Source organism: Nostoc sp. DedQUE08 (genome assembly GCF_034530895.1).
Lineage (GTDB): Bacteria > Cyanobacteriota > Cyanobacteriia > Cyanobacteriales > Nostocaceae > Nostoc.
Genome location: NZ_JAVRCD010000032.1, coordinates 57,417 through 76,450, shown reverse-complemented (window position 1 = coordinate 76,450; position 19,034 = coordinate 57,417). Strand labels below are relative to the sequence as shown.

20 protein-coding genes are annotated in these 19,034 nt (G+C 41.3%); 13 read left to right on the top strand and 7 right to left on the bottom strand.

Going from position 1 to position 19,034, the window contains the following annotated elements; translation table 11 throughout:
* Positions 1-786: 786 nt before the first annotated feature.
* From cysE to RMY64_RS21080, 9 genes are all read left to right on the top strand, one after another.
* Positions 787-1,527, top strand: coding sequence for a serine O-acetyltransferase (gene cysE / locus RMY64_RS21120; protein WP_322701003.1), 741 nt, complete (start codon positions 787-789; stop codon positions 1,525-1,527).
* Positions 1,528-1,607: 80 nt separating this feature from the next.
* The gene (locus tag RMY64_RS21115) at positions 1,608-1,838 is read left to right on the top strand and encodes an Asr1405/Asl0597 family protein (RefSeq protein WP_322673844.1); all 231 of its coding nucleotides are present in this window, start codon (positions 1,608-1,610) and stop codon (positions 1,836-1,838) included.
* 302 nt (positions 1,839-2,140) lie between these two features.
* A complete protein-coding gene (locus tag RMY64_RS21110; RefSeq protein WP_094349915.1) occupies positions 2,141-2,338 on the top strand; it encodes a DUF2949 domain-containing protein in 198 nt (65 codons plus the stop codon).
* A 371-nt stretch (positions 2,339-2,709) separates the two neighbouring features.
* A complete protein-coding gene (gene nifV, locus RMY64_RS21105) occupies positions 2,710-3,840 on the top strand; it encodes a homocitrate synthase (protein ID WP_322673845.1) in 1,131 nt (376 codons plus the stop codon).
* Entirely contained in the window at positions 3,830-4,117 is a 288-nt protein-coding gene (locus RMY64_RS21100; RefSeq protein WP_069070441.1) for a nitrogen fixation protein NifZ, read from the top strand. Before nifV ends, RMY64_RS21100 begins: the two co-directional genes overlap by 11 nt.
* A complete protein-coding gene (nifT, locus tag RMY64_RS21095; RefSeq protein WP_069070440.1) occupies positions 4,092-4,295 on the top strand; it encodes a putative nitrogen fixation protein NifT in 204 nt (67 codons plus the stop codon). Before RMY64_RS21100 ends, nifT begins: the two co-directional genes overlap by 26 nt.
* 158 nt (positions 4,296-4,453) lie before the next feature.
* Positions 4,454-4,999 carry a (2Fe-2S) ferredoxin domain-containing protein gene (locus tag RMY64_RS21090; protein ID WP_322673846.1) on the top strand — a complete coding sequence of 182 codons (546 nt, stop codon included), beginning with the start codon at positions 4,454-4,456 and terminating at the stop codon, positions 4,997-4,999.
* Positions 5,000-5,248: 249 nt separating this feature from the next.
* Positions 5,249-6,439: a PD-(D/E)XK nuclease family protein gene (locus RMY64_RS21085; RefSeq protein ID WP_322673847.1), complete on the top strand. Its 1,191-nt coding sequence runs from the start codon at positions 5,249-5,251 to the stop codon at positions 6,437-6,439.
* 57 nt (positions 6,440-6,496) lie between these two features.
* Positions 6,497-7,072, top strand: coding sequence for a Uma2 family endonuclease (locus RMY64_RS21080; protein WP_322673848.1), 576 nt, complete (start codon positions 6,497-6,499; stop codon positions 7,070-7,072).
* 338 nt (positions 7,073-7,410) lie between these two features.
* Here the strand turns inward: RMY64_RS21080 and RMY64_RS21075 are convergent, their stop codons facing one another.
* From RMY64_RS21075 to RMY64_RS21065, 3 genes are all read right to left on the bottom strand, one after another.
* Positions 7,411-8,337, bottom strand: coding sequence for an XDD3 family exosortase-dependent surface protein (locus tag RMY64_RS21075; protein ID WP_322673849.1), 927 nt, complete (start codon positions 8,335-8,337; stop codon positions 7,411-7,413).
* Positions 8,338-8,832: 495 nt separating this feature from the next.
* On the bottom strand, positions 8,833-10,215 hold the full coding sequence (locus RMY64_RS21070) for a 1-acyl-sn-glycerol-3-phosphate acyltransferase (protein WP_322701002.1): 1,383 nt from the start codon (positions 10,213-10,215) through the stop codon (positions 8,833-8,835).
* A gap of 274 nt (positions 10,216-10,489) precedes the next feature.
* Positions 10,490-11,059, bottom strand: coding sequence for a Uma2 family endonuclease (locus RMY64_RS21065; RefSeq protein WP_322701001.1), 570 nt, complete (start codon positions 11,057-11,059; stop codon positions 10,490-10,492).
* Positions 11,060-11,254: 195 nt separating this feature from the next.
* On the opposite strand from RMY64_RS21065, the gene RMY64_RS21060 reads away from it, so the two are divergent.
* Both RMY64_RS21060 and RMY64_RS21055 read left to right on the top strand, forming a co-directional pair.
* Positions 11,255-13,057 carry a proline--tRNA ligase gene (locus RMY64_RS21060; RefSeq protein WP_322701000.1) on the top strand — a complete coding sequence of 601 codons (1,803 nt, stop codon included), beginning with the start codon at positions 11,255-11,257 and terminating at the stop codon, positions 13,055-13,057.
* Between the two features lie 391 nt (positions 13,058-13,448).
* Positions 13,449-14,060: a GerMN domain-containing protein gene (locus tag RMY64_RS21055; protein WP_322700999.1), complete on the top strand. Its 612-nt coding sequence runs from the start codon at positions 13,449-13,451 to the stop codon at positions 14,058-14,060.
* Positions 14,061-14,152: 92 nt separating this feature from the next.
* On the opposite strand, the gene RMY64_RS21050 is transcribed toward RMY64_RS21055, so the two are convergent.
* From RMY64_RS21050 to efp, 3 genes are all read right to left on the bottom strand, one after another.
* A complete protein-coding gene (locus tag RMY64_RS21050) occupies positions 14,153-14,500 on the bottom strand; it encodes an ArsR/SmtB family transcription factor (RefSeq protein ID WP_094349905.1) in 348 nt (115 codons plus the stop codon).
* Between the two features lie 62 nt (positions 14,501-14,562).
* Positions 14,563-15,120, bottom strand: a complete 558-nt coding sequence (accB, locus tag RMY64_RS21045) for an acetyl-CoA carboxylase biotin carboxyl carrier protein (protein WP_322700998.1) — start codon at positions 15,118-15,120, stop codon at positions 14,563-14,565.
* Positions 15,121-15,229: 109 nt separating this feature from the next.
* Complete coding sequence (gene efp, locus RMY64_RS21040; RefSeq protein ID WP_194042039.1) at positions 15,230-15,787, bottom strand: elongation factor P; 558 nt, start codon at positions 15,785-15,787, stop codon at positions 15,230-15,232.
* Between the two features lie 351 nt (positions 15,788-16,138).
* Between efp and RMY64_RS21035 the strand changes: the two genes are divergently transcribed.
* Complete coding sequence (locus RMY64_RS21035) at positions 16,139-17,245, top strand: peptidylprolyl isomerase (protein ID WP_322673855.1); 1,107 nt, start codon at positions 16,139-16,141, stop codon at positions 17,243-17,245.
* A 45-nt stretch (positions 17,246-17,290) separates the two neighbouring features.
* Here the strand turns inward: RMY64_RS21035 and RMY64_RS21030 are convergent, their stop codons facing one another.
* The gene (locus RMY64_RS21030) at positions 17,291-17,878 is read right to left on the bottom strand and encodes a Uma2 family endonuclease (protein ID WP_322700997.1); all 588 of its coding nucleotides are present in this window, start codon (positions 17,876-17,878) and stop codon (positions 17,291-17,293) included.
* Between the two features lie 89 nt (positions 17,879-17,967).
* On the opposite strand from RMY64_RS21030, the gene thiL reads away from it, so the two are divergent.
* Entirely contained in the window at positions 17,968-18,990 is a 1,023-nt protein-coding gene (gene thiL, locus RMY64_RS21025; protein ID WP_322700996.1) for a thiamine-phosphate kinase, read from the top strand.
* Positions 18,991-19,034: the final 44 nt, after the last annotated feature.

Sequence of the window (19,034 nt, the reverse complement as noted above, 5' to 3'; positions counted from 1 at the left end):
CATTAATGCACCTTTGAACTCCATTAATGCACCTTTGAACTCCATTAATGCACCTCTAAACTCCATTAATGCACCTCTGAACTCCATTAATGAGCCTTTGAACTCCATTAACAAATCTTCAGATACCTCGTTCCCAGTCTATGGCTGGGAATGCCTATTTGCAGCTTCTACCTCCCGAATTCGCGGCAGAGTCGCAATGAAGTACATTTCTAGGTTCTACCTGGAACGAAATTTAAATCTGGAAACGAGATTGATAAAAATTTTGGCGATCGCTATTCCCACACATCTATATAATAAGAAAACAGTCACGATAAGCGATAACTATATTTTGAAACGTATACATACATACAGACAGCAAATCCTAAAAGAAAATAAAGAAACCTGTCTTTCGTTTAACCCAATAATAAGATACTAATAGTAATAGGATATACAGAAAATAGATTTGTAGCCTTATCAAATTTATGCTTGAGTACATTTGAGTACAGCTTAATATATTGCAAAATATCTTGATAAAATCTTAGTAAATGCTTACGGGTAAAGTTTCTTGTAGCGCGAACAGAAATTCTTAACCCCCGCCCCAAAAATACTAGTACCCCCATCATTAAATACTAGCGCCCCTACCCCAAGATAAATTTTAAGTTTATCTGGAGTCAGGGTTTCGGCGTTTGAGTGCAACCTCAATCAATCCAATAAATCCAATCAGCATTGGGTTTGGTATCGAGTTGGATGTCACCTGATATAAGCATAAAAATAGCAGATGACTCATTTACCAGATAGACATTACCGATGCAACAGTCTTTAGACAGTATTAGCAATTCCCCAAGTACTAAAATGCAGGATTCTGCCCATACATCCATGCTGAAAAATTTACTCTCTGGCGTTTTTTTTGAGCCATTATTGAGTGATTTTCGCATTATTTTTGAGCGCGATCCCGCAGCACGGAATTGGCTAGAAGTGGTGTTTTGCTACCCTGGATTGCACGCGCTATGTTTGCATCGTCTTGCTCACTGGTTACATAATCGAGGAGTCGGTTTTATCCCCCGTTTAATTTCTCACTTGGGGCGATTTTTGACCGGAATTGAAATTCACCCAGGTGCAGAGATTGGTGAGGGCGTGTTTATCGACCACGGAATGGGTGTAGTCATTGGCGAAACTGCGATCGTCGGCGACTATACACTGATTTACCAGGGCGTAACCCTTGGCGGAACTGGTAAAGAAACTGGTAAGCGTCATCCCACAGTCGGCAAAAATGCAGTGATTGGGGCGGGTGCGAAAGTTTTAGGTAATCTGCAAATTGGCGATCGCGTCCGTATTGGCGCAGGTTCCGTTGTCTTGCAGAATGTCCCCAGCGATCGCACAGTTGTCGGAATTCCTGGCAGAATTATTTCTCGCAACGAAAGCGCCAGCCTTTCTCCTTTAGAACATGGAAAGCTACCCGATGTGGAAGCAACCGTGATTCGTTCTTTGCTCTCGCGCATTGAAGAACTCGAAAAACAACTGCAAACTTTACAAGTCAAGAGTCATTAGTCATTGGGCATTAGTCATTAGCAAAGGACAAATGACAAAGGACAACCGACAAAGGACAACTGACAAAGGACAAATGACAAATGACAAATCACGTTTTGCAGATTCCTTTGAGCGATCGCTGGCGAATCTATTACCGTTTGCAAGAGTTAAAAATTAATTGCTCTTGTCCCCCTGATGGTTCTTTACGAGTGCAAGTGAACAATTTGCTTGAAGTAATTCTAATTCGTAGCACAGTTATGCAACTTCTCGCTTCTCGTCACGAATTATTAGAATGGCTAGAGCGTTGCTGGCATTACAGTGATGAGTCATGATTATTTCAAAAAGACCTAATTTAGGCACGATTAATCTTGAATTCATGACGCAAGTACTGGACTTCATCGTTTTTGTTCATAGATGCACAAAGCTCAAATAGGTTTAGAGTTTGAAGCTACTGTCCGCTAGCAGAATTTATTGCAGACTGAGATGGATTAGATGAGGTTTAGATTTTGTTGGGTCTACTAAATCTGAAACTTCCCTGACATATAGCAACAATTAAAAAGGCGAAATTCCCAAATATAAATTGGAATTCCTAATTTTTAACCTTTTCCCAAATTAAGAAATTGAAAGTTCAATTATGGCGACTCGGAACAGAGATATAAAACTCCTCAATTTTTTGCACAATGAACTTGAACTTTCAAATGCCGATATTGCTGTAGCTCTGCGACACCGTGAATTAGAAAATGGCCCGTTACCGATGCTCCTCTGGCAGTATGGTTTCGTTGACTTGGAGCAGCTAGGAAAAATTTTTGATTGGCTAGCAGACCAAAGTTAGCGAATTTGCACCTCTTAACGTTGAGTACCATTACCTGCCTAAATTACACCAAAATGCACTAGAAAAGATGAGGTTACGAAGATGATTACATCCTTAATTGCTGGCTTCTGTGTATTACTTTGTTCGGGGTTTGCTAATAGTTATATTAGTTCATTGCTACTCGAAGACATTTCAACTGACATCGGTGAAAACGATTAGTAATTTATACATTCTTTTAGTTCCCTGTCATACAGATGTGATGCTAATAATCGGGCAATAATTAAGGATCATGTATCCTACATTATGAATTGTGATATTTTTAGCATTTACCATCACGAGGGATTGTAGAGGGAAAGGATATTAAGAATACTTCCAAGAGAGGGATATTTGCAATGAATCAAATCATAATTAATGACACTACATTACGTGATGGCGAACAAGCAGCAGGTGTTGCCTTTACTCTACAAGAAAAAGTAGCGATCGCGAAGTTTCTCGATGCTATTGGTATACCGGAATTAGAAGTGGGTATACCGGCAATGGGCGACGAAGAAACCCGTGCGATCGTCGCAATTTCTAACTTGGGTTTACAAGCAAAACTCTTGGGCTGGAACCGCGCTGTCATCTCAGATATCAAGGCTTCCATCGCCTGTGGTTTGAACCGGGTGCATATTGCCATTCCCGTCTCTGGTATCCAAATTGCCACTAAATTTCATGGTCAGTGGCGAGTAAGTTTGCAAAAACTCAAAGACTCAATCCACTTCGCCCTCGACCAAGGTCTTTGGGTAGCAGTCGGCGGAGAAGATTCTTCCAGGGCTGATGAAAACTTCCTCTTAGATGTAGCACTTTATGCCCAAGAATGGGGTGCATCACGCTTCCGCTTCTGCGACACTGTAGGAGTTCTCGACCCCTTCACCACCTATACTAAAGTCCAAAGGCTGGTTTCAGCGTTGACGATTCCCCTAGAAATCCACACGCATAATGATTTTGGTCTGGCAACTGCCAACGCTCTTGCAGGTATCAAAGCCGGAGCCTCATCAGTAAATACCACAGTCAACGGATTGGGTGAACGGGCAGGAAATGCAGCATTAGAAGAAGTTGTCATGGCGATTAAACGCATCTACGGCGTTAATTTGGGCATTGATACACCCAGTTTGCTGGAACTGTCTCAACTAGTTGCAGCCGCATCCGGTGCTAGCGTACCACCTTGGAAAGCGATCGTTGGCGAAAACACCTTTGCTCACGAATCTGGCATCCATGCTCACGGGGTACTACAAAATCCCATCACCTACGAACCATTTGCACCCGAAGAGGTGGGTTGGGAACGGCGTTTAGTAGTAGGAAAACATTCTGGACGGCATTTAGTTGCTAACTTGTTAGAACAGCATGGAATTTTCTTAAACCCCCAAGAAACCCAATCTGTTTTAGACGCAGTGCGCCATCAATCGGTACAGAAAAAACGCAGTTTGACGACAGAAGAATTGTTGAATTTGGTCAGAGAACAGAGGTACTCTCATGCAACGTGATGAATTAGAACTAAACTTGCCACCCGCTTTTGAAATTGGTGAAAAAGTCAGAGTTCGTAAACTGCTAAAAAACGATGGTACCTTTCCCGGTAAGGAAGTCGGCCAAGTTTTAGTTAATAAGGGAGATATCGGTTACATAGCGAGTATAGGCACATATTTGCAGACTTCCTATATATATGCTGTGCATTTCTTAGAAACAGGGTTTGTCGTCGGCTGCAAGAAAAAAGAACTAGAATCGGTTGAGGAGTCTCATGAAAGTAATGCTACGGATGAATGATGCCGGCACTTTAGTAGTTTACGTTGCTAAAAAAGACCTTGAAGAAGAAGTCGTCAAACAAACCGATGGAAATGATGGCAAGATTCTCACCCTAGCAAATGGTTGGGAATTAGAATTTCGTGAATTGCCAGACACAGCAAATTTACCTCAAACAGTAGAAGCTAAACGCCTAGCTTAAAAACAGTTAGGAGTTAAGAGTTATGAGTTGGAAGTTAAGAGTTATCAGTTAAGAGTTATGAATTATTAACTCTTAGCTCCTCATTTTTAACTCCTCACTCCTAACTCCTCACTCCTAACTCTTCGCTTTAACTCCCCACTCCTAACTTTTTATCAATCATGGGTAACAAATATTTGACGTTATCAGAATTGAACCTTGAGGGACAGTTACTAGGTTTTGTTGGTGGTGAACCAGGAAAATATAAATACTTGCAATTGGCAGTTCCATCTGGAAATGTAGATATTAAACTGCCTAAAGAGTTGCGCTGTTTACTAAGTTCATCCTTAGTTCCTGGTCAGCAACTTCGCATTTGTGGTCATAGTAAGATAGACTCGCGCACAAGTAAAATTAAAATTAAAGCCTATAAGGTGACACCAATTGATGCGTGTCCAAAACAAGATTTACCACCTCAAACCAAAGCGAGGATTATGGTATGTCAAAAGGGCGGTTGCCTGAAACGTGGTGGTAAAGGGTTATTATCAGAATTAGAAAAAACTTTGTGCGATCGCGGTTTGTTAGACAAAGTTACCATTGAACATACAAGTTGCCAAAAATGCTGTGGTAGCGCTCCCAACTGTGTTTTACAGCTTGGTAAAAAGAAATACAAGAATATTCATCCTGACGCGATCGCATCTTTGCTAGAAAGTCATTTAACTTCAGAGTAATAAACTTCTCTAGCTATTCTTAAAATAATACATAAATTTGTAGGGGTAAAATTTTTACCCCTATTTTTTGTTTGTATAGTATAGCACCCTTGTCAAACTGCGATCGGCTAAGTTATAACTGCTGCAACGTTAGTAATACCAAATACAAACAGAACTTATAAAAATTTCCAGTAGTCTTGTTCCATCAGGACTACAAGCTTAATTATTGTGTGTAACTTTTTTGGAATTACCTTAAATACTTAAAAATAAATGTCTTTGTTTACGAATTTACTCAATCTGCATTCAGGAAACAAACCGCGTGAAGATTTTTTTACTGAGATTGTTGCTTATTTTTTATCCTGGAATAAGGATATTTTAATTGGTTGGCTAAAACATCACTCAATCATTAATGATGATAATTATTCTAGCATCAAGATTTCAACTCAACAAGAACATCAAGCACTGGCGATCCATACTGAGGATAGTAGACTTGATATTGTGGTTGAGCTTTCAACTGGTTTAAATACAGATGTAATATTTATTGAATCAAAAATTGGCTCTACAGAAATACCAGGACAATTAAAAAAATATGCTGAAATTTTGAGTAAATTACCAAATGTCAGACATCGAATTTTAATTTACATCACCCGTGATTATGATCCAAAAGAAGAAATAAAACAATATGATTGTGATCCAAAATCAGCAATTAAAGAGTATTGCCTTGAGTTATCACCCAAGATTAATTTCTTCCAATTGAGGTGGTATCAGTTTTATAGCTTCTTGAAAGAACGCGCGTCTGATATCTTATCTCAAGAAATATTAATTTTTATGAGGAATAACAGAATGTCTCACACTAATCAATTTTCATCAGTTGACTTATTGACAATGGTGAATTATAACAAAACTCTCCTTCTTATGGAATCAACTCTCAGTGAAGAAGTACAGCAGGAATTCAAGCTAGCTTTTGGAGGTGTTATCAAAGGTGCGGCAAGTAGGACTCAATGGAAATGGGACGAGAGATATATTATCTACACTCACTTTTCTCCCTCGACATGGGACTTATGGTGTGGTCTTGGATACTTCGGTTTAAATCCAAGTAATTTAACTGATTATCCATATTTAGGTATATTTTTGCAGGTTTCTCCTAAGTTTGGACAACGCCCAAAAATTATTGAATCTATGCAAAAAATAATTAACGATAAACCCAATATATGGACTCCTAATAATTTAAAAGTTTTGCCAGCATGGTCAGGTATATTTTATCGAAAAAGCTTACAAGATTTTTTATCTGAAGAAAACCACGTATCTGCTATTAAATTATTTTTCCAAGAGTCAATAAAGGAATTAAAAACGGTTCAGGAACAATATTTTGATTTTCCTTGGAAGGGTGTAAGTATAGAAGCACCTATAGAAGGTGATAAAGAAGAATACCCAGACACCTCATTATCTTCTATCGCATAACTTTAATCAGCTATAGCTATATTAAGATAAAAATAACTCTGCATTCTCGTAGTTGTTATGAGCCTTACCACTGCTAAACGCTTTACTATAGCTGAATATCACCGTCTAGCTGAACTCGGCTTCTTTGAGGAGAACGACCTAGTTGAGCTAATTAAGGGTGAAATAATCCAGATAGCAGCAAAAGGTACATCGCACTCTGTTTGTGAAACACGCCTAGAGCAAGAATTATATAAACTAGTAGGCGATCGCGCAACCCTGCGAGGACAACAACCAATTACTTTGTCTAACAACAGTGAACCTGAACCAGATAGAGTAATTGCAAAAAATAGAGATGATGACTATCTAGCGAATCATCCCAGCCCATCTGATATTTTATTCTTAATTGAGATTGCCGATTCATCCTTAAAATATGATCAAGAGGAAAAACTACCTATTTATGCCGAAGCAGGTATTTCTGATTATTGGATATTTAATTTAGTAGATAATTATCTGGAGTGCTATAGCGAACCTTATCAAGCCTTGCAAAGTAAATTTGGTTATCGTCGCAAATTTATTTATCTGCCAAATGAATCAGTTAATCTGCCCTGTTTTTCTGATTTAGTTGTGGATTTATCTAAGGTGTTTCCAGGTTAAGGTGTAAGGAGCGATGTCAGACAACAAGCCGCTGCAAGCCTTATAGCGAGTATAGGTGTCATGACCATTACCGAGATTCTTTAGAGCATTGCCTAAGTAGTTTTGTATTTGATAACTATATTAGAAAAAAATGCCCTTGCTAGAAAGTAAGGGCATTGAAATTTACCTATTTAATATTTAACGATTAAATCTATACGGTTTGGGATACTTTTCGCTTAAGCTTCATCCAAAATTCCATGACTCCAGCGATCATTTCCATGAGAGAAAATAGTCTTTTATCTTGTCTATAATCACTCAAGAGAAATCAAGCCGTATTGCGAATAGTCCTTAGCCAATTGTTATGCTAATTTCTTGCGTAGCTTGCTACCAGCCAAAGCCAGACCAACAATTCCTAAACCAGCGAGACTAGCAGGCTCAGGAGTTGATTGGACAATACCAGATTTCTTGAATTCAAATGCAATGGTTTGTGTGCCATTAAATTTGCTGGCATCATAACCAGTGGTTAGCAACTGCTGGGTTATATTACCCTGTGCTAAAAACGAGATTCCACTCAGATAATTTCCAGAGTTGATGACATTGAGATTAAATGTATTGTCCTTGCCATTATTGGTAAAGTAACTATTGGTCAAATCACCATAACCGACAATACCACCACCTTGTTTTACCTGACTTTCGTAAGAATTCCCTCCTCCTGCTAAACCACCATATGTAGCAACGCTGTAGCCTTCTTTAATATTAGTAACTGTTTTTGCCTGGACATTACTATAAACGCCTAGTTGTTGTACCCCTGAAGCATTCGCTGAAGCGAAATGAATCCCAAACAAATCCCCGCTGCTCATAGCATTGTCAAAGGTCTTACCCGCCATATTGAAGAACAAATCACCATATCCAATTTGACCGCCGGCAGCACCCTGTTCAGCCTCTCCTGTTAATTTCATATTGCCATTGATCGCCACAATGACGCTGGTAGCAGTTTCTTTGATAGCCATACCAGAGATATCGTAGGGGTTTACTTTTCCTGGCGCGGCACCAACCCAGTAATTCCCGTTCATCCCATCTTTGTTTGAATCAAATGCATACTGCCACCCGTTAGCAGTGGAATTTTGACCCACCAAAAGACCGGTAGTGTCGTTCAGACACTCCAAAGAGATGCTAAATGCTGTTCCCTTTAAGTCTGAGGCATAGGCTCCTTGACCAGCCACAAAGAAGATTCCAAAAGTAGCAATACCAACCTTCAGTAAATTGAATAAGTTTTGAGTTTTCATTATTTATAAATTGATTGATTTAGAGAATCACAATTTTTTGGACTTCTCTATTTGTAATTGGAATTACAAAATTATAAAAGCGTGATTTTTCGGAAAAGATAATTTGGATAACTTAACGTTAATTTTATAAAAATCAAATAAAAAATGACATATTTAGTTACAATTGCCTTTATCTAACCCAATTGTATTAAAGTGGAATAGCAGCAAAGCCAAGTAGATGTAGTAGCCTACGATTATCTGCATCCATTTAATTAGATATTAAAAAACTTTTGGGTTTGTGTAAGCTTAATAAAGCATATCCCGCCAGCATCTCCGTACAGAGCATCTAAACGCGCAATCTACTTTAGAAAGTAATATTCGATTCGGATGAACACTTGGGCATTTACATTGCACCTTGCTATTTAAGGGAGTCAGGAGGCAGGGGTCGAAATCAATAAGCCTCCTGACGACTGACACCTTTATTCTGGTTCCTAGCAAAAAATGCAACCTTTCTAATCAAATCAAACCTTCCAATGCGTGTTGTAAATCGTTCGTTACATCAGCAACAGCCTGTCTAGCACCCAACCGATTTTCCTTATATACCGGGTAACGCTCAGAGATGGATATAGGTTCACCTACAGTTATTTTTACTTTTTGCTTACCCAATTGCGGACGCTGTACAGTTTTATTGCCTTTGATTTTAGCAATCATCTGCCATAAAATTAAAGTCGTCTCAGCAAATCTTTCTGCTGTTGGATTTTCCCGAATATAATTACCAGAAACAGCCACAAAACTTTCTACTAAACGCATATGCCACATCCGTGCATTCGCTTCTTCTGCAATGCGATCGCCTAAAGCTCTTTCAACCGCAGATACTCCTTTGACATCCTTAAATTCTTCTCTAAATATATAATTCCAACCCGCTTGCTCGACTCGCCGACAACGATCGCTCAAACTACCTTTTGACTGCAAATTAAAATACTGTTCTGAGATTAGCAGCGCTGCATTCAATAAAGCTTGTAAACGAATTGCTAATGCTTCATTTCTATCGGGAATTTGCCCGTTGACAATCTTGGGATCTGGCAGTTTTTGATGATAAAACCGGGTATAAAATTCTTCCATCAGCAAAAGTAAATGTTCTGCCAAAGTCAACAACCGGGGATAAAGCGACTCCACAGAAGCATTTTCTGCTGGATTCACAGGTAAACCACTAGCCGCTTCCAATTCACTTAAAAGATTAGCGATCGCATCCCAAGGAGCATCAACGTAACTATATTTAATCCCAACTGGTACAATTAAAACCTGTTCGGGGCGTTCAGCTTTGTGCAAATCTTCAGCACACCAAAAGCCTAATTGGGCAATACCAGGTTCCAAGGGGCTAATATTCTCCGATAAACCATTGGTTGCACCCTCTGGCGCAGCCGCCATTGGAAATTTCCCATTGACAAACAACTCACGCGCCGAACGTAACCCCGTCCAGTCAGCCTTACCTCGCTGAATCGGAGTCCCGCCTAAATGAGAAGCAATCCAACCAACGTGGGAACCTGCCCAGAGAGGAATACCGCGATCGTAGATAAAATGAGCGTGAATGGGAAGTTGTAGTTTTGTACCTTGCGATCGCGCTGTCTTTGGTACGAGTTGAGATAGCAAGTAACCCAAACAAAACGGATCGTCTGTTTTGGGATGGCGAAATGCCAGCATAAAACGGATTTTACCCTCCTGAAACTGGCGATAAAGATCCACTAGAACCTCTACGTTATCTGCTTCAATTTGGCTAATAGGTGTTTGCCAGTTTATCCAACTGGGTAGTAATAGATGGACAACTCGTAGTAATAAAGGGTTAAACGCGGGAGGAATAAATTCTAAGGGTGCCTGTGCTTGATAAATTACATCTGCCAAAGTAGTTTCTCCTAAAGATGCCCTGATTATAATCGCCTGATGGTTATTTCTTTTAAGATATCCTAAAGGCTGTAATATGCCCTGAGTAATGAAGTCGAGGTAAAATCTGCTTCTTGCGCTGTGCTTGGCACATTATTCAGGTTAGAAAACTAGGATACCTTCTTAGTCTACGCAAATTATTTTAATGAAGCGTACTTACGCAGACTTATAAAGTATTTTCTACTGCAATGAAAAGTGTTGGCAGATAGTGGAGATTTAGCAACACTTGCAAATCTTAATAACAAGAAAGACTCAAGCTAAATCCTGGCAATACATCTTCACCCGATAAGTGTGTGAGTAGATTTTGCACTTCTACATCTTGTTTTTGGCGATAAATTTCTACTTGTTGCTGTTGGGGGTTAATTAACCATGCTAACTGCACCCCCGCATCCATATATTCTTGCATTTTGGAACGTAACATTTCCAAATCATCTGTTGCTGACCTTAATTCAATCACAAAATCGGGTGCAATGGGGGGAAATTTGCGTCTTTGTTCAAGTGTAAGGGCTTGCCAACGTTCTCGTTGAACCCAAGCGGCATCTGGCGAACAATCGCCACCATTGGGTAATTTGAATATAGTAGAAGAACTGAAAGTGTAACCGAGGCCAGTTTGCCGATTCCAGATTCCTAGATCGATAATTAAATCTGCTTCTCGATTGCCGCTTTCGCCTCCAACGGGGGACATGATGATTAATTCTCCCTTGGCAGTGCGTTCAAATTTCAATTCGCGGTTATTTTGACATAAGTGATAAAATTGTTCGTCACTCAAGTGAACGGTGTCTAGTTTTAATGTCAAAGGACTCATAACCTAGACCTAGATTAAATAGTTGCAAAGATTATATCATGCGATATCTTAATGGCTGTAAGATGCCGATGCTTGCAACGGGCAAAGCCATCGCACACCACGCAAGTTCAAAAACTAAGATGCTTTTCTGACGCGCGATTTCTAATCGCCAGTTGGTTTATAAACAAATTAGAGATTCTGGAAAGGGAATAAACGATGCGACTTTCACAAATGTTATTTGTTACATTGCGGGACGATCCGGCTGATGCTGAGATTCCCAGTCATAAATTATTACTCCGTGCAGGTTACATTCGTCGCATCGGTAGTGGTATCTATGCTTATTTGCCGCTAATGTGGCGGGTACTGCAAAAAGTTTCCCAAATTGTGCGGGAAGAAATGAACGCTACAGGCGCACAAGAATGTCTCCTACCACAATTACAACCTGCTGATTTATGGAAGGAATCGGGACGCTGGGACACTTACACCAAAGCTGAGGGGATCATGTTTTCCCTAATTGACCGCCGCGAGCAACAATTAGGATTAGGCCCAACTCATGAAGAAGTAATCACAGCGATCGCTCGTGATATGATTCGCTCTTATCGCCAGCTACCACTAAATCTCTACCAAATTCAAACCAAATTCCGCGATGAAATTCGTCCCCGCTTTGGTTTAATGCGCGGACGAGAGTTTATCATGAAGGATGCCTATTCCTTCCATACCGATGAAGCTAGCCTCAAAGAAACTTACCAGGATATGTATAAAGCCTACAGCAATATTCTGCGACGTTCTGGTTTAGCTTTTCGCGCAGTGGAAGCTGATTCTGGTGCAATTGGTGGTTCTGGTTCTACAGAATTTATGATTTTGGCGGAAGCTGGCGAAGACGAAGTTCTCTACACTGAGGATGGTAAATATGCCGCTAACGTAGAAAAGGCTGTTTCTTTACCAATTGACGCTGAAACCTCACGGTTTACAACCTATGAGAAACGCGATACACCTGGAACAGAAACGATTGAAAAGGTGTGTCAACTCCTCAACTGTTCTCCGACTCAATTGGTGAAAAATGTCCTTTATCAGACAGTTTATGATAATGGTATAACGGTGTTAGTTTTGGTAAGCATTCGAGGCGATCAAGAAGTTAATGAGGTCAAATTGCAAAATGAACTGACTAAATTAGCTTCTGAATATGGCGCTAAAACTATTATTAGTTTGAATGTACCAAATGTAGAAGCCCAGCAAGCATGGACAACTAAATCTCTGCCTTTAGGCTACATTGCGCCAGATATTGCAGATGAGTATATTACTGCTAATAAACAGATCCATTCCAAGTTTTTACGCTTGGTGGATCGAACAGCAGTTGATTTAAAAAACTTTGTTACAGGCGCGAATGAGGCTGGTTATCACGTAGTTGGTGCTAATTGGGGTGAGCAATTTAAGTTACCACGAGTAGTAGATATTCGTAAATCAAGACCAGGCGATCGCGCCATCCACAATCCAGAACAAATCCTACAAAGCGCCCGTGGAGTTGAAGCAGGTCACATCTTCCAATTAGGTACGAAATACTCTCAAGCGATGGGTGTAACTTATACCAACGAACAGGGTGAAGAAAAGCTGCTATTTATGGGTTGTTTTGGTGTAGGCGTGTCACGATTAGCACAAGCTGCCGTTGAGCAATCTTACGATAAAGATGGGATTATTTGGCCAGTTGCGATCGCACCTTATCACGCGATCGTCACAATTCCTAACATTAAGGATGCTCAACAAATCGAAATCGCTCAAAAACTTTACACAGAACTTAATCAAGCAGGAATTGAAACTTTACTAGATGACCGCGACGAACGGGCTGGAGTTAAATTTAAAGATGCTGACTTGATAGGCATACCTTATAGAATTGTAACCGGACGCGCGATCGCTAATGGCAAAGTTGAAGTTGTAGAAAGAGCCACCCGTAAATCTCAAGAAATTGCCATTGATGAAGTGACAACCACGCTCAAACAGTGGATTACACAAGCAATAGAGTGAAGTAGAGAGTAGACAATTTTCCATTCAACCTAACTTTTCACTTGATCTGGAAAGACCTACGAAAAACCTAATCCCCTTCCCACGAGTGTAAAACGGAAAATTCAAAGTCTCTCTCCTCGAAGGAGAGAGATTTAGAGAGAGGTTTTTCAGAACCGATAAAAAGTCAGATTCCCCAGAGACGCTATTAATTGCGTCTCTCCAAAATTTACATAATTTGGTAGGTGACGGATTAGAAATAAAAATTCTAAAATTGAATTAGGGGCTTACAGAATTAAGAAGCATTTAAGTCTCCTTTAGATTGTGGGAAACTCTCTACTTATAAGTATCGTCTTTAACCAGGCTGCTCCTCACATAACTACCATATCAGCCCTCAGTTAGGAAGGTTTTGAACATGAAAGACCAACAAGGATCTAATCGTATTTCTTCAGGCGTAATTGCAGCGGTGTCAGCAGCGGTTGTAGCGGTGGGTGGCGGTGTAGCTTGGTTTACCACACAATCTGGCAATACTCCCACACCGTCAAACCCTTCTAGCCGCATTGAACAGTCAGCACAGCCATCAACTAGGCAGCCAGCTAATGAGCAAACCCCCAACGTTTATTGGCTAAGACCAAAAGACAAAAATGTTGCTTTGGTTCCCCAGCCTGTTAAAGTAGCTTCTGTACTACCCAACCAGGCTTTAGAAGCAGCTTTCCAAAGTTTGTTAGCAGGCCCAACAGAAGGAACAGATTCTACAACCATCCCCAAAGGAACCAAACTGTTGGGGCTGAAGGCAGAAAAAGATGAAGTTCGTGTTAATTTATCTGAAGATTTTACTAGCGGTGGTGGTAGCACTTCAATGATGGGCCGCATTGGACAAGTTGTTTACACTGCAACAACTTTAAATCCCAAAGCCAAAGTGTACATTGACGTGAACGGCAAACCGTTAGATGTTTTAGGCGGCGAGGGTCTAGAGTTACAACAACCACTCACTCGCGAACAGTTTCAAAAAGATTATCCGCTTTAGTCATTAGTCATTAGTCATTGGTCATTAGTCATTAGTTTTTCATAAATGACAAAGGACAAATGACGAAGGATAAATGACAAAGGACAAAAGACCTAACGTTTGCTATTTAATACGCGAAAATTACGGGCTTGCTGCTCCAACCTTGTGGCGAGGCGATCGCAAACCCGATTACACAACTCAAAAATCATTTGATCTTCCACCCGGTAATAGGCGCAAGTTCCTTCACTGCGGCGGCTAAGGATACCTGCTTGCCACATTACCTTCAGGTGCTTTGACACATTTGCCTGAGAAGTCTGTGTTGCCTCTACCAACTCTTGCACGCATTTTTCTTCATCCCGTAATAAGTGTAGCAGCCGTAGGCGCATTGGCTCACTTAATAGGCTGAAGTATTCAGCTACTTGTTGCACCACTTCAGGTGGTAAAGGCAACGTTTGTTTCATCAGGGTTGACCCACAAGGACTGAAAGTTTTAACAATGACTCACATCATATATACATTAATACTTAATCAGGGTTAATTCGCATCAAAGGTTGACCATATTCTACAGCGTCGCCATTTTGGAGGAGAATTTCCATCACCTGTCCAGAGACTTCGGCTTCGATTTCATTCATCAGCTTCATGGCTTCAATGATACAGACTGTTTGACCCTTGCGGACGCGATCGCCCACTTCCACAAATGCCGCTTCCCCAGGCGCAGGAGCGCGATAAAACGTTCCTACCATTGGGGAAGGCACTTCTACTAATCTCTGGTCAATGGTTGAGGGAGAATTTACAGATAACTGCATTTGTGTGCTAGATCCAGTATTCTCAAATACACGAGATGTGGACACCTCCGTTACCTGACTTCCGCTCATCTGGTTTCCCCCAGATGAACCTGATGTCAAGCCTGAACCTACCACACCGCCTAAAGTCCCTTGACCTACCGACAACATCTGATTGCTAATGCTCACAGCCTTACGGACTGTTAGCTCAAAATCATCGCTTTTGAGCGTGACTTCTGCAATATCTGTTTGTGCGATAGTTGCCAGAAGTTGGCGGATTTCATTAAAGTCCAATGGCACAGTTTTTATTACCTCGACCTATCCGTAAATGAGCATCTTAAGTGTGGCAGGGAATTAATCCCTATGTAGGGATTTAAATCGAGACTTGCATCTTTAGTAGAGATGAAAGTTATTCCCTGCTGATATATTTATCTTCCTGAGTATCAACCTTGATGCGTTCTCCTTGAGAAATAAACAAAGGAACCATCACAACTGCACCAGTTTCTAAAGTTGCTGGTTTTGAGCCACCTGTGGCAGTGTCACCTTTTAAACCCGGATCTGTTTGGACAATTTCCAGAACAACAGACTTAGGTAACTCTACTCCTAGCACCTGTTCGCCCCACTTAATAACTTCAGCTTCCATACCTTCCTTCAGGTACTTGACGCGATCGCCAATTTGTTCGCGGGTCAATCTGCCTTCTTCATAGGTTTCCATATCCATAAAGACAAACTCATCGCCTTCTTTATAGGTATGTTGCATCGTACTTTTTTCTAGAGTAGCTTGCGGCACTGTTTCCCCTGCGCGGAACGTTTTTTCCATCACGCTCCCACTCTGGACATTTTTTAGCTTAGTTCGTACAAAGGCAGAACCTTTACCTGGCTTGACGTGTAAGAATTCAAGCACTCGCCATACAGACCCATCCAATACAATTGAAACACCGGGTCGAAAGTCGTTACTGGAGATCATGAAACTTTCAAATTTTGGAAGACAATCGGCATTTATTGTACCCTTCTAGGGTCGTCATTGGGCATTTGTCATTAGTCATTAATCATTTGTCATTAGTCATTAGTCATTTATCCTCCGCCCTTAACGTGGGAAGATTATTGATGGGTTACGTCCCAATACCGTTTGGTTAAGGAATATTCTTGGTTGAGGCAGGCAGGGGAGCAGAGGGAGAACAGAAGCAAGGGGAGAGAAGAATTACTAAAAACCCTCTTTCCTCAAGAGCCTCCCCTGCTTCCCCTGCCTCCCATGCTTATCCGAACCGTATTGGGTTACGTCCAGTCAACATATTCAATGCTGCATTTGAGTTATCCCATGCTTAACTTATTAAAATCCTGGCTGAAGAACAGCCTAATGGCAATACTGCTGGTAACAATATTTTTAGGCATAACTACAGCTGGGTGGACTCCCTCCAGTAGCGCCGCACTGCCAGCCGGCAATGCAATTACCGACGGAAAGGCTTTGTTGCGGTATGCACTCCCGATAGATAACAAACCTGTGCAGCAACTACAAGGCAGCTTAGAGGACATCTCTGCCCAACTGCGGGCGAATCGGCGTTGGGGTGCTATTTCCAAAGACATCAGCCAAGCATCCCGCATTCTCGATAAACCTTCCCAAATCTTAACAAGCGTTCCCGCAGAACGCCAACCCCAAGCCGAAGCTTGGATTACCGAGTTGAAATCTGGGGTGGGTAAATTGCAAGAATTGGCGAACAGCAAAGATAAAGAACAAATACTGGAAGAGAGAGGTAAACTACTAAATCTCGTTACTCAGCTAGAAGAGTCAATGGTGAAACAATTCCCCTTTGAAGTGCCTGCCCAGTACAGTAATCTGCCGCAACTTAAAGGTCGTGCCACTGTAGAAATTAAAACTAACAAAGGCGATTTGGCCCTTGTTGTAGACGGTTACAGCGCTCCTGTGACTGCTGGGAATTTTGTAGATTTGGTACAGAGGGGTTTTTATAATGGCTTAGAATTTACCCGTTCTGAAGAGTCTTACTTTCTGCAAACTGGAGATCCTGCTGGGAAAGATGTGGGTTTTATTGACCCAAAAACGGGCAAATATCGCGCTATTCCTTTAGAAATCTTAGTTAAAGGCGATAAAGCACCTACTTATGGCATTACTTTAGAAGAAGCTGGACGTTACGTTGATATGCCAGTTCTACCTTTTTCTGCCTTTGGTGCAGTAGTGATGGCTCGTCCCGAAAGTGAAGTAAATGGTGGTTCATCACAATTTTTCTTCTTTTTGTTTGAACCAGAACTCACCCCTGCCGGACGCAACCTATTGGATGGTCGTTATGCCGTTTTTGGCTATCTTACCGAAGGTAAAGAAGTTTTGGATAAACTGAAGGCTGGTGACAAAATTGAATCGGCAAAAGTGGTGCAGGGGATAGAAAATCTGGTTGAACCGCAAGCTGCATAAGAAGACACAGGGGGCAGGAGAAGAATAATTCTTGTACAGACGCGATTAATCGCGTCTCTCCTGATTCAGATTTGCGGCGGTGAATATCTGCTCAACTACGATCCTTAATTCTGGAAAAGTCCGCGATCCAATTTGCTGAGTAGCAGTAAAAACTGTTTCTTCGTAAAATCCATCTTCCAGTAGTAACACTGAAACTTTTGTTGCCAGTGGGTCTACAATCCAATATTCAGGAACCTCTAAGGCCGCATATTCAGATCGCTTATGGCGATAGTCCCGTTTAACCGATTCTGGACTAACCAGCTCAACAATTAATAACGGGGGTGACTCAAATACTGCTGAAGCATTCAACAATTCTCTAGCTTGCTCCAGTGTCACTACACACAGATCGGTCAACCTAGATTTATTTCTACCCGTTCTCACCCCACTTTCCCGAAAACACAGCCAAGTATAGTTACAACGTTTGATTTCTGCTTTCAAGGCAGTATCCAAAAAATCGACAATCAGAAAATGTTCAATAGTAGGTGGGTTCATTAGCTCTAGCTTGCCATCCACCAGTTCATAATGGAAACCGTTGCCATCATCATAGGTTAAGTACTCCTCAAATGTGATGCTGGTTACTGGTGTTGTTACCATTCCAACTGACTCCTAGACGATACCTTTATCTTAAACAGTAAAGTAAATCATCAGTTTTCTTCGTAATTTTGCAACACGGAAAACCGATTGTGAACAGTGAGTTATCTTCTCAACAAGTAAAAGACATTGGTGAACAAGGTCTTTTAGAAAGATTACAGCGTTTTTGTCCTCCAGAAATTATCGGCGATGATGCAGCAGTACTTGAGACTGCATCAGGGCAATCTTTGGTAGTGACTACAGATGTACTGGTTGATGGCGTGCATTTTAGCAACCTCACCACTTCCCCAGAAGATGCTGGTTGGCGAGCTGCTGCTGCAAATTTATCAGATTTAGCAGCAATGGGTGCTTCTCCATTGGGAATCACTATTGGGTTGGGACTACCCGGTGAACTTAGGGTGAGTTGGGTAGAACGCTTGTACCAGGGAATGACAGAATGCCTGCAAAAATACAATACCCCAATTGTTGGGGGTGATGTGGTACGATCGCCTGTTACTACTCTGGCAATCACCGCTTTTGGTCAAGTTAACCCTAGTCAAATTATTCGCCGTTCTGCTGCTGTTGCCGGAGATGCGATCGTCGTTACAGGCGTTCATGGAGCCTCCCACGCTGGCTTAGAAATCCTCTTACATCCCGAATTAGGACAAAACCTCAAAGATGCAGAACGCACGGCTCTAATCCGCGCACATCAACGTCCACAACCACGATTAGATGTCTTACCAATCCTTTGGAAAATCTTAACTCCTAACTCCCAACTCTCCATTGCTGGTATGGATAGCAGCGATGGTTTGGCAGATGCGATTATCCAAATTTGCCGCGCGAGTGGCGTTGGCGCTGTTTTAGAACACAGACAAATTCCCCTAGCAAAAACTTTTAACCATTGGCTGACACCAGACCAAGCGCTAAGATATGCTCTATATGGTGGCGAAGACTTTGAATTAGTACTGTGCTTACCACAAGAATTAGCATCAGCCTTAGTGCAACATCTTGGAGAAGGTGCTGCGATCGCAGGCAGGATTACAGCCGGATCGACAGTAATATTGCACGACGAGCAAAAAAAATTCCCTGACCAAGTTCTGAATCTTAGCCAGGGATTTCAACATTTTAGTCAATAGTGCTTTGTCCTTTGTCCTTTGTCCTTTTTCTAATGACCAATGAC

What these genes read in the sequence shown, in the direction of transcription:
- cysE (WP_322701003.1), top strand. Translation starts at nt 787, where the DNA reads ATGCAACAGTCTTTAGACAGTATTAGCAATTCCCCAAGTACTAAAATG.
- RMY64_RS21115 (WP_322673844.1), top strand. Translation starts at nt 1,608, where the DNA reads ATGACAAATCACGTTTTGCAGATTCCTTTGAGCGATCGCTGGCGAATC.
- RMY64_RS21110 (WP_094349915.1), top strand. Translation starts at nt 2,141, where the DNA reads ATGGCGACTCGGAACAGAGATATAAAACTCCTCAATTTTTTGCACAAT.
- nifV (WP_322673845.1), top strand. Translation starts at nt 2,710, where the DNA reads ATGAATCAAATCATAATTAATGACACTACATTACGTGATGGCGAACAA.
- RMY64_RS21100 (WP_069070441.1), top strand. Translation starts at nt 3,830, where the DNA reads ATGCAACGTGATGAATTAGAACTAAACTTGCCACCCGCTTTTGAAATT.
- nifT (WP_069070440.1), top strand. Translation starts at nt 4,092, where the DNA reads ATGAAAGTAATGCTACGGATGAATGATGCCGGCACTTTAGTAGTTTAC.
- RMY64_RS21090 (WP_322673846.1), top strand. Translation starts at nt 4,454, where the DNA reads ATGGGTAACAAATATTTGACGTTATCAGAATTGAACCTTGAGGGACAG.
- RMY64_RS21085 (WP_322673847.1), top strand. Translation starts at nt 5,249, where the DNA reads ATGTCTTTGTTTACGAATTTACTCAATCTGCATTCAGGAAACAAACCG.
- RMY64_RS21080 (WP_322673848.1), top strand. Translation starts at nt 6,497, where the DNA reads ATGAGCCTTACCACTGCTAAACGCTTTACTATAGCTGAATATCACCGT.
- RMY64_RS21075 (WP_322673849.1), bottom strand. Translation starts at nt 8,337, where the DNA reads ATGAAAACTCAAAACTTATTCAATTTACTGAAGGTTGGTATTGCTACT.
- RMY64_RS21065 (WP_322701001.1), bottom strand. Translation starts at nt 11,059, where the DNA reads ATGAGTCCTTTGACATTAAAACTAGACACCGTTCACTTGAGTGACGAA.
- RMY64_RS21060 (WP_322701000.1), top strand. Translation starts at nt 11,255, where the DNA reads ATGCGACTTTCACAAATGTTATTTGTTACATTGCGGGACGATCCGGCT.
- RMY64_RS21055 (WP_322700999.1), top strand. Translation starts at nt 13,449, where the DNA reads ATGAAAGACCAACAAGGATCTAATCGTATTTCTTCAGGCGTAATTGCA.
- RMY64_RS21050 (WP_094349905.1), bottom strand. Translation starts at nt 14,500, where the DNA reads ATGAAACAAACGTTGCCTTTACCACCTGAAGTGGTGCAACAAGTAGCT.
- efp (WP_194042039.1), bottom strand. Translation starts at nt 15,787, where the DNA reads ATGATCTCCAGTAACGACTTTCGACCCGGTGTTTCAATTGTATTGGAT.
- RMY64_RS21035 (WP_322673855.1), top strand. Translation starts at nt 16,139, where the DNA reads ATGCTTAACTTATTAAAATCCTGGCTGAAGAACAGCCTAATGGCAATA.
- RMY64_RS21030 (WP_322700997.1), bottom strand. Translation starts at nt 17,878, where the DNA reads ATGGTAACAACACCAGTAACCAGCATCACATTTGAGGAGTACTTAACC.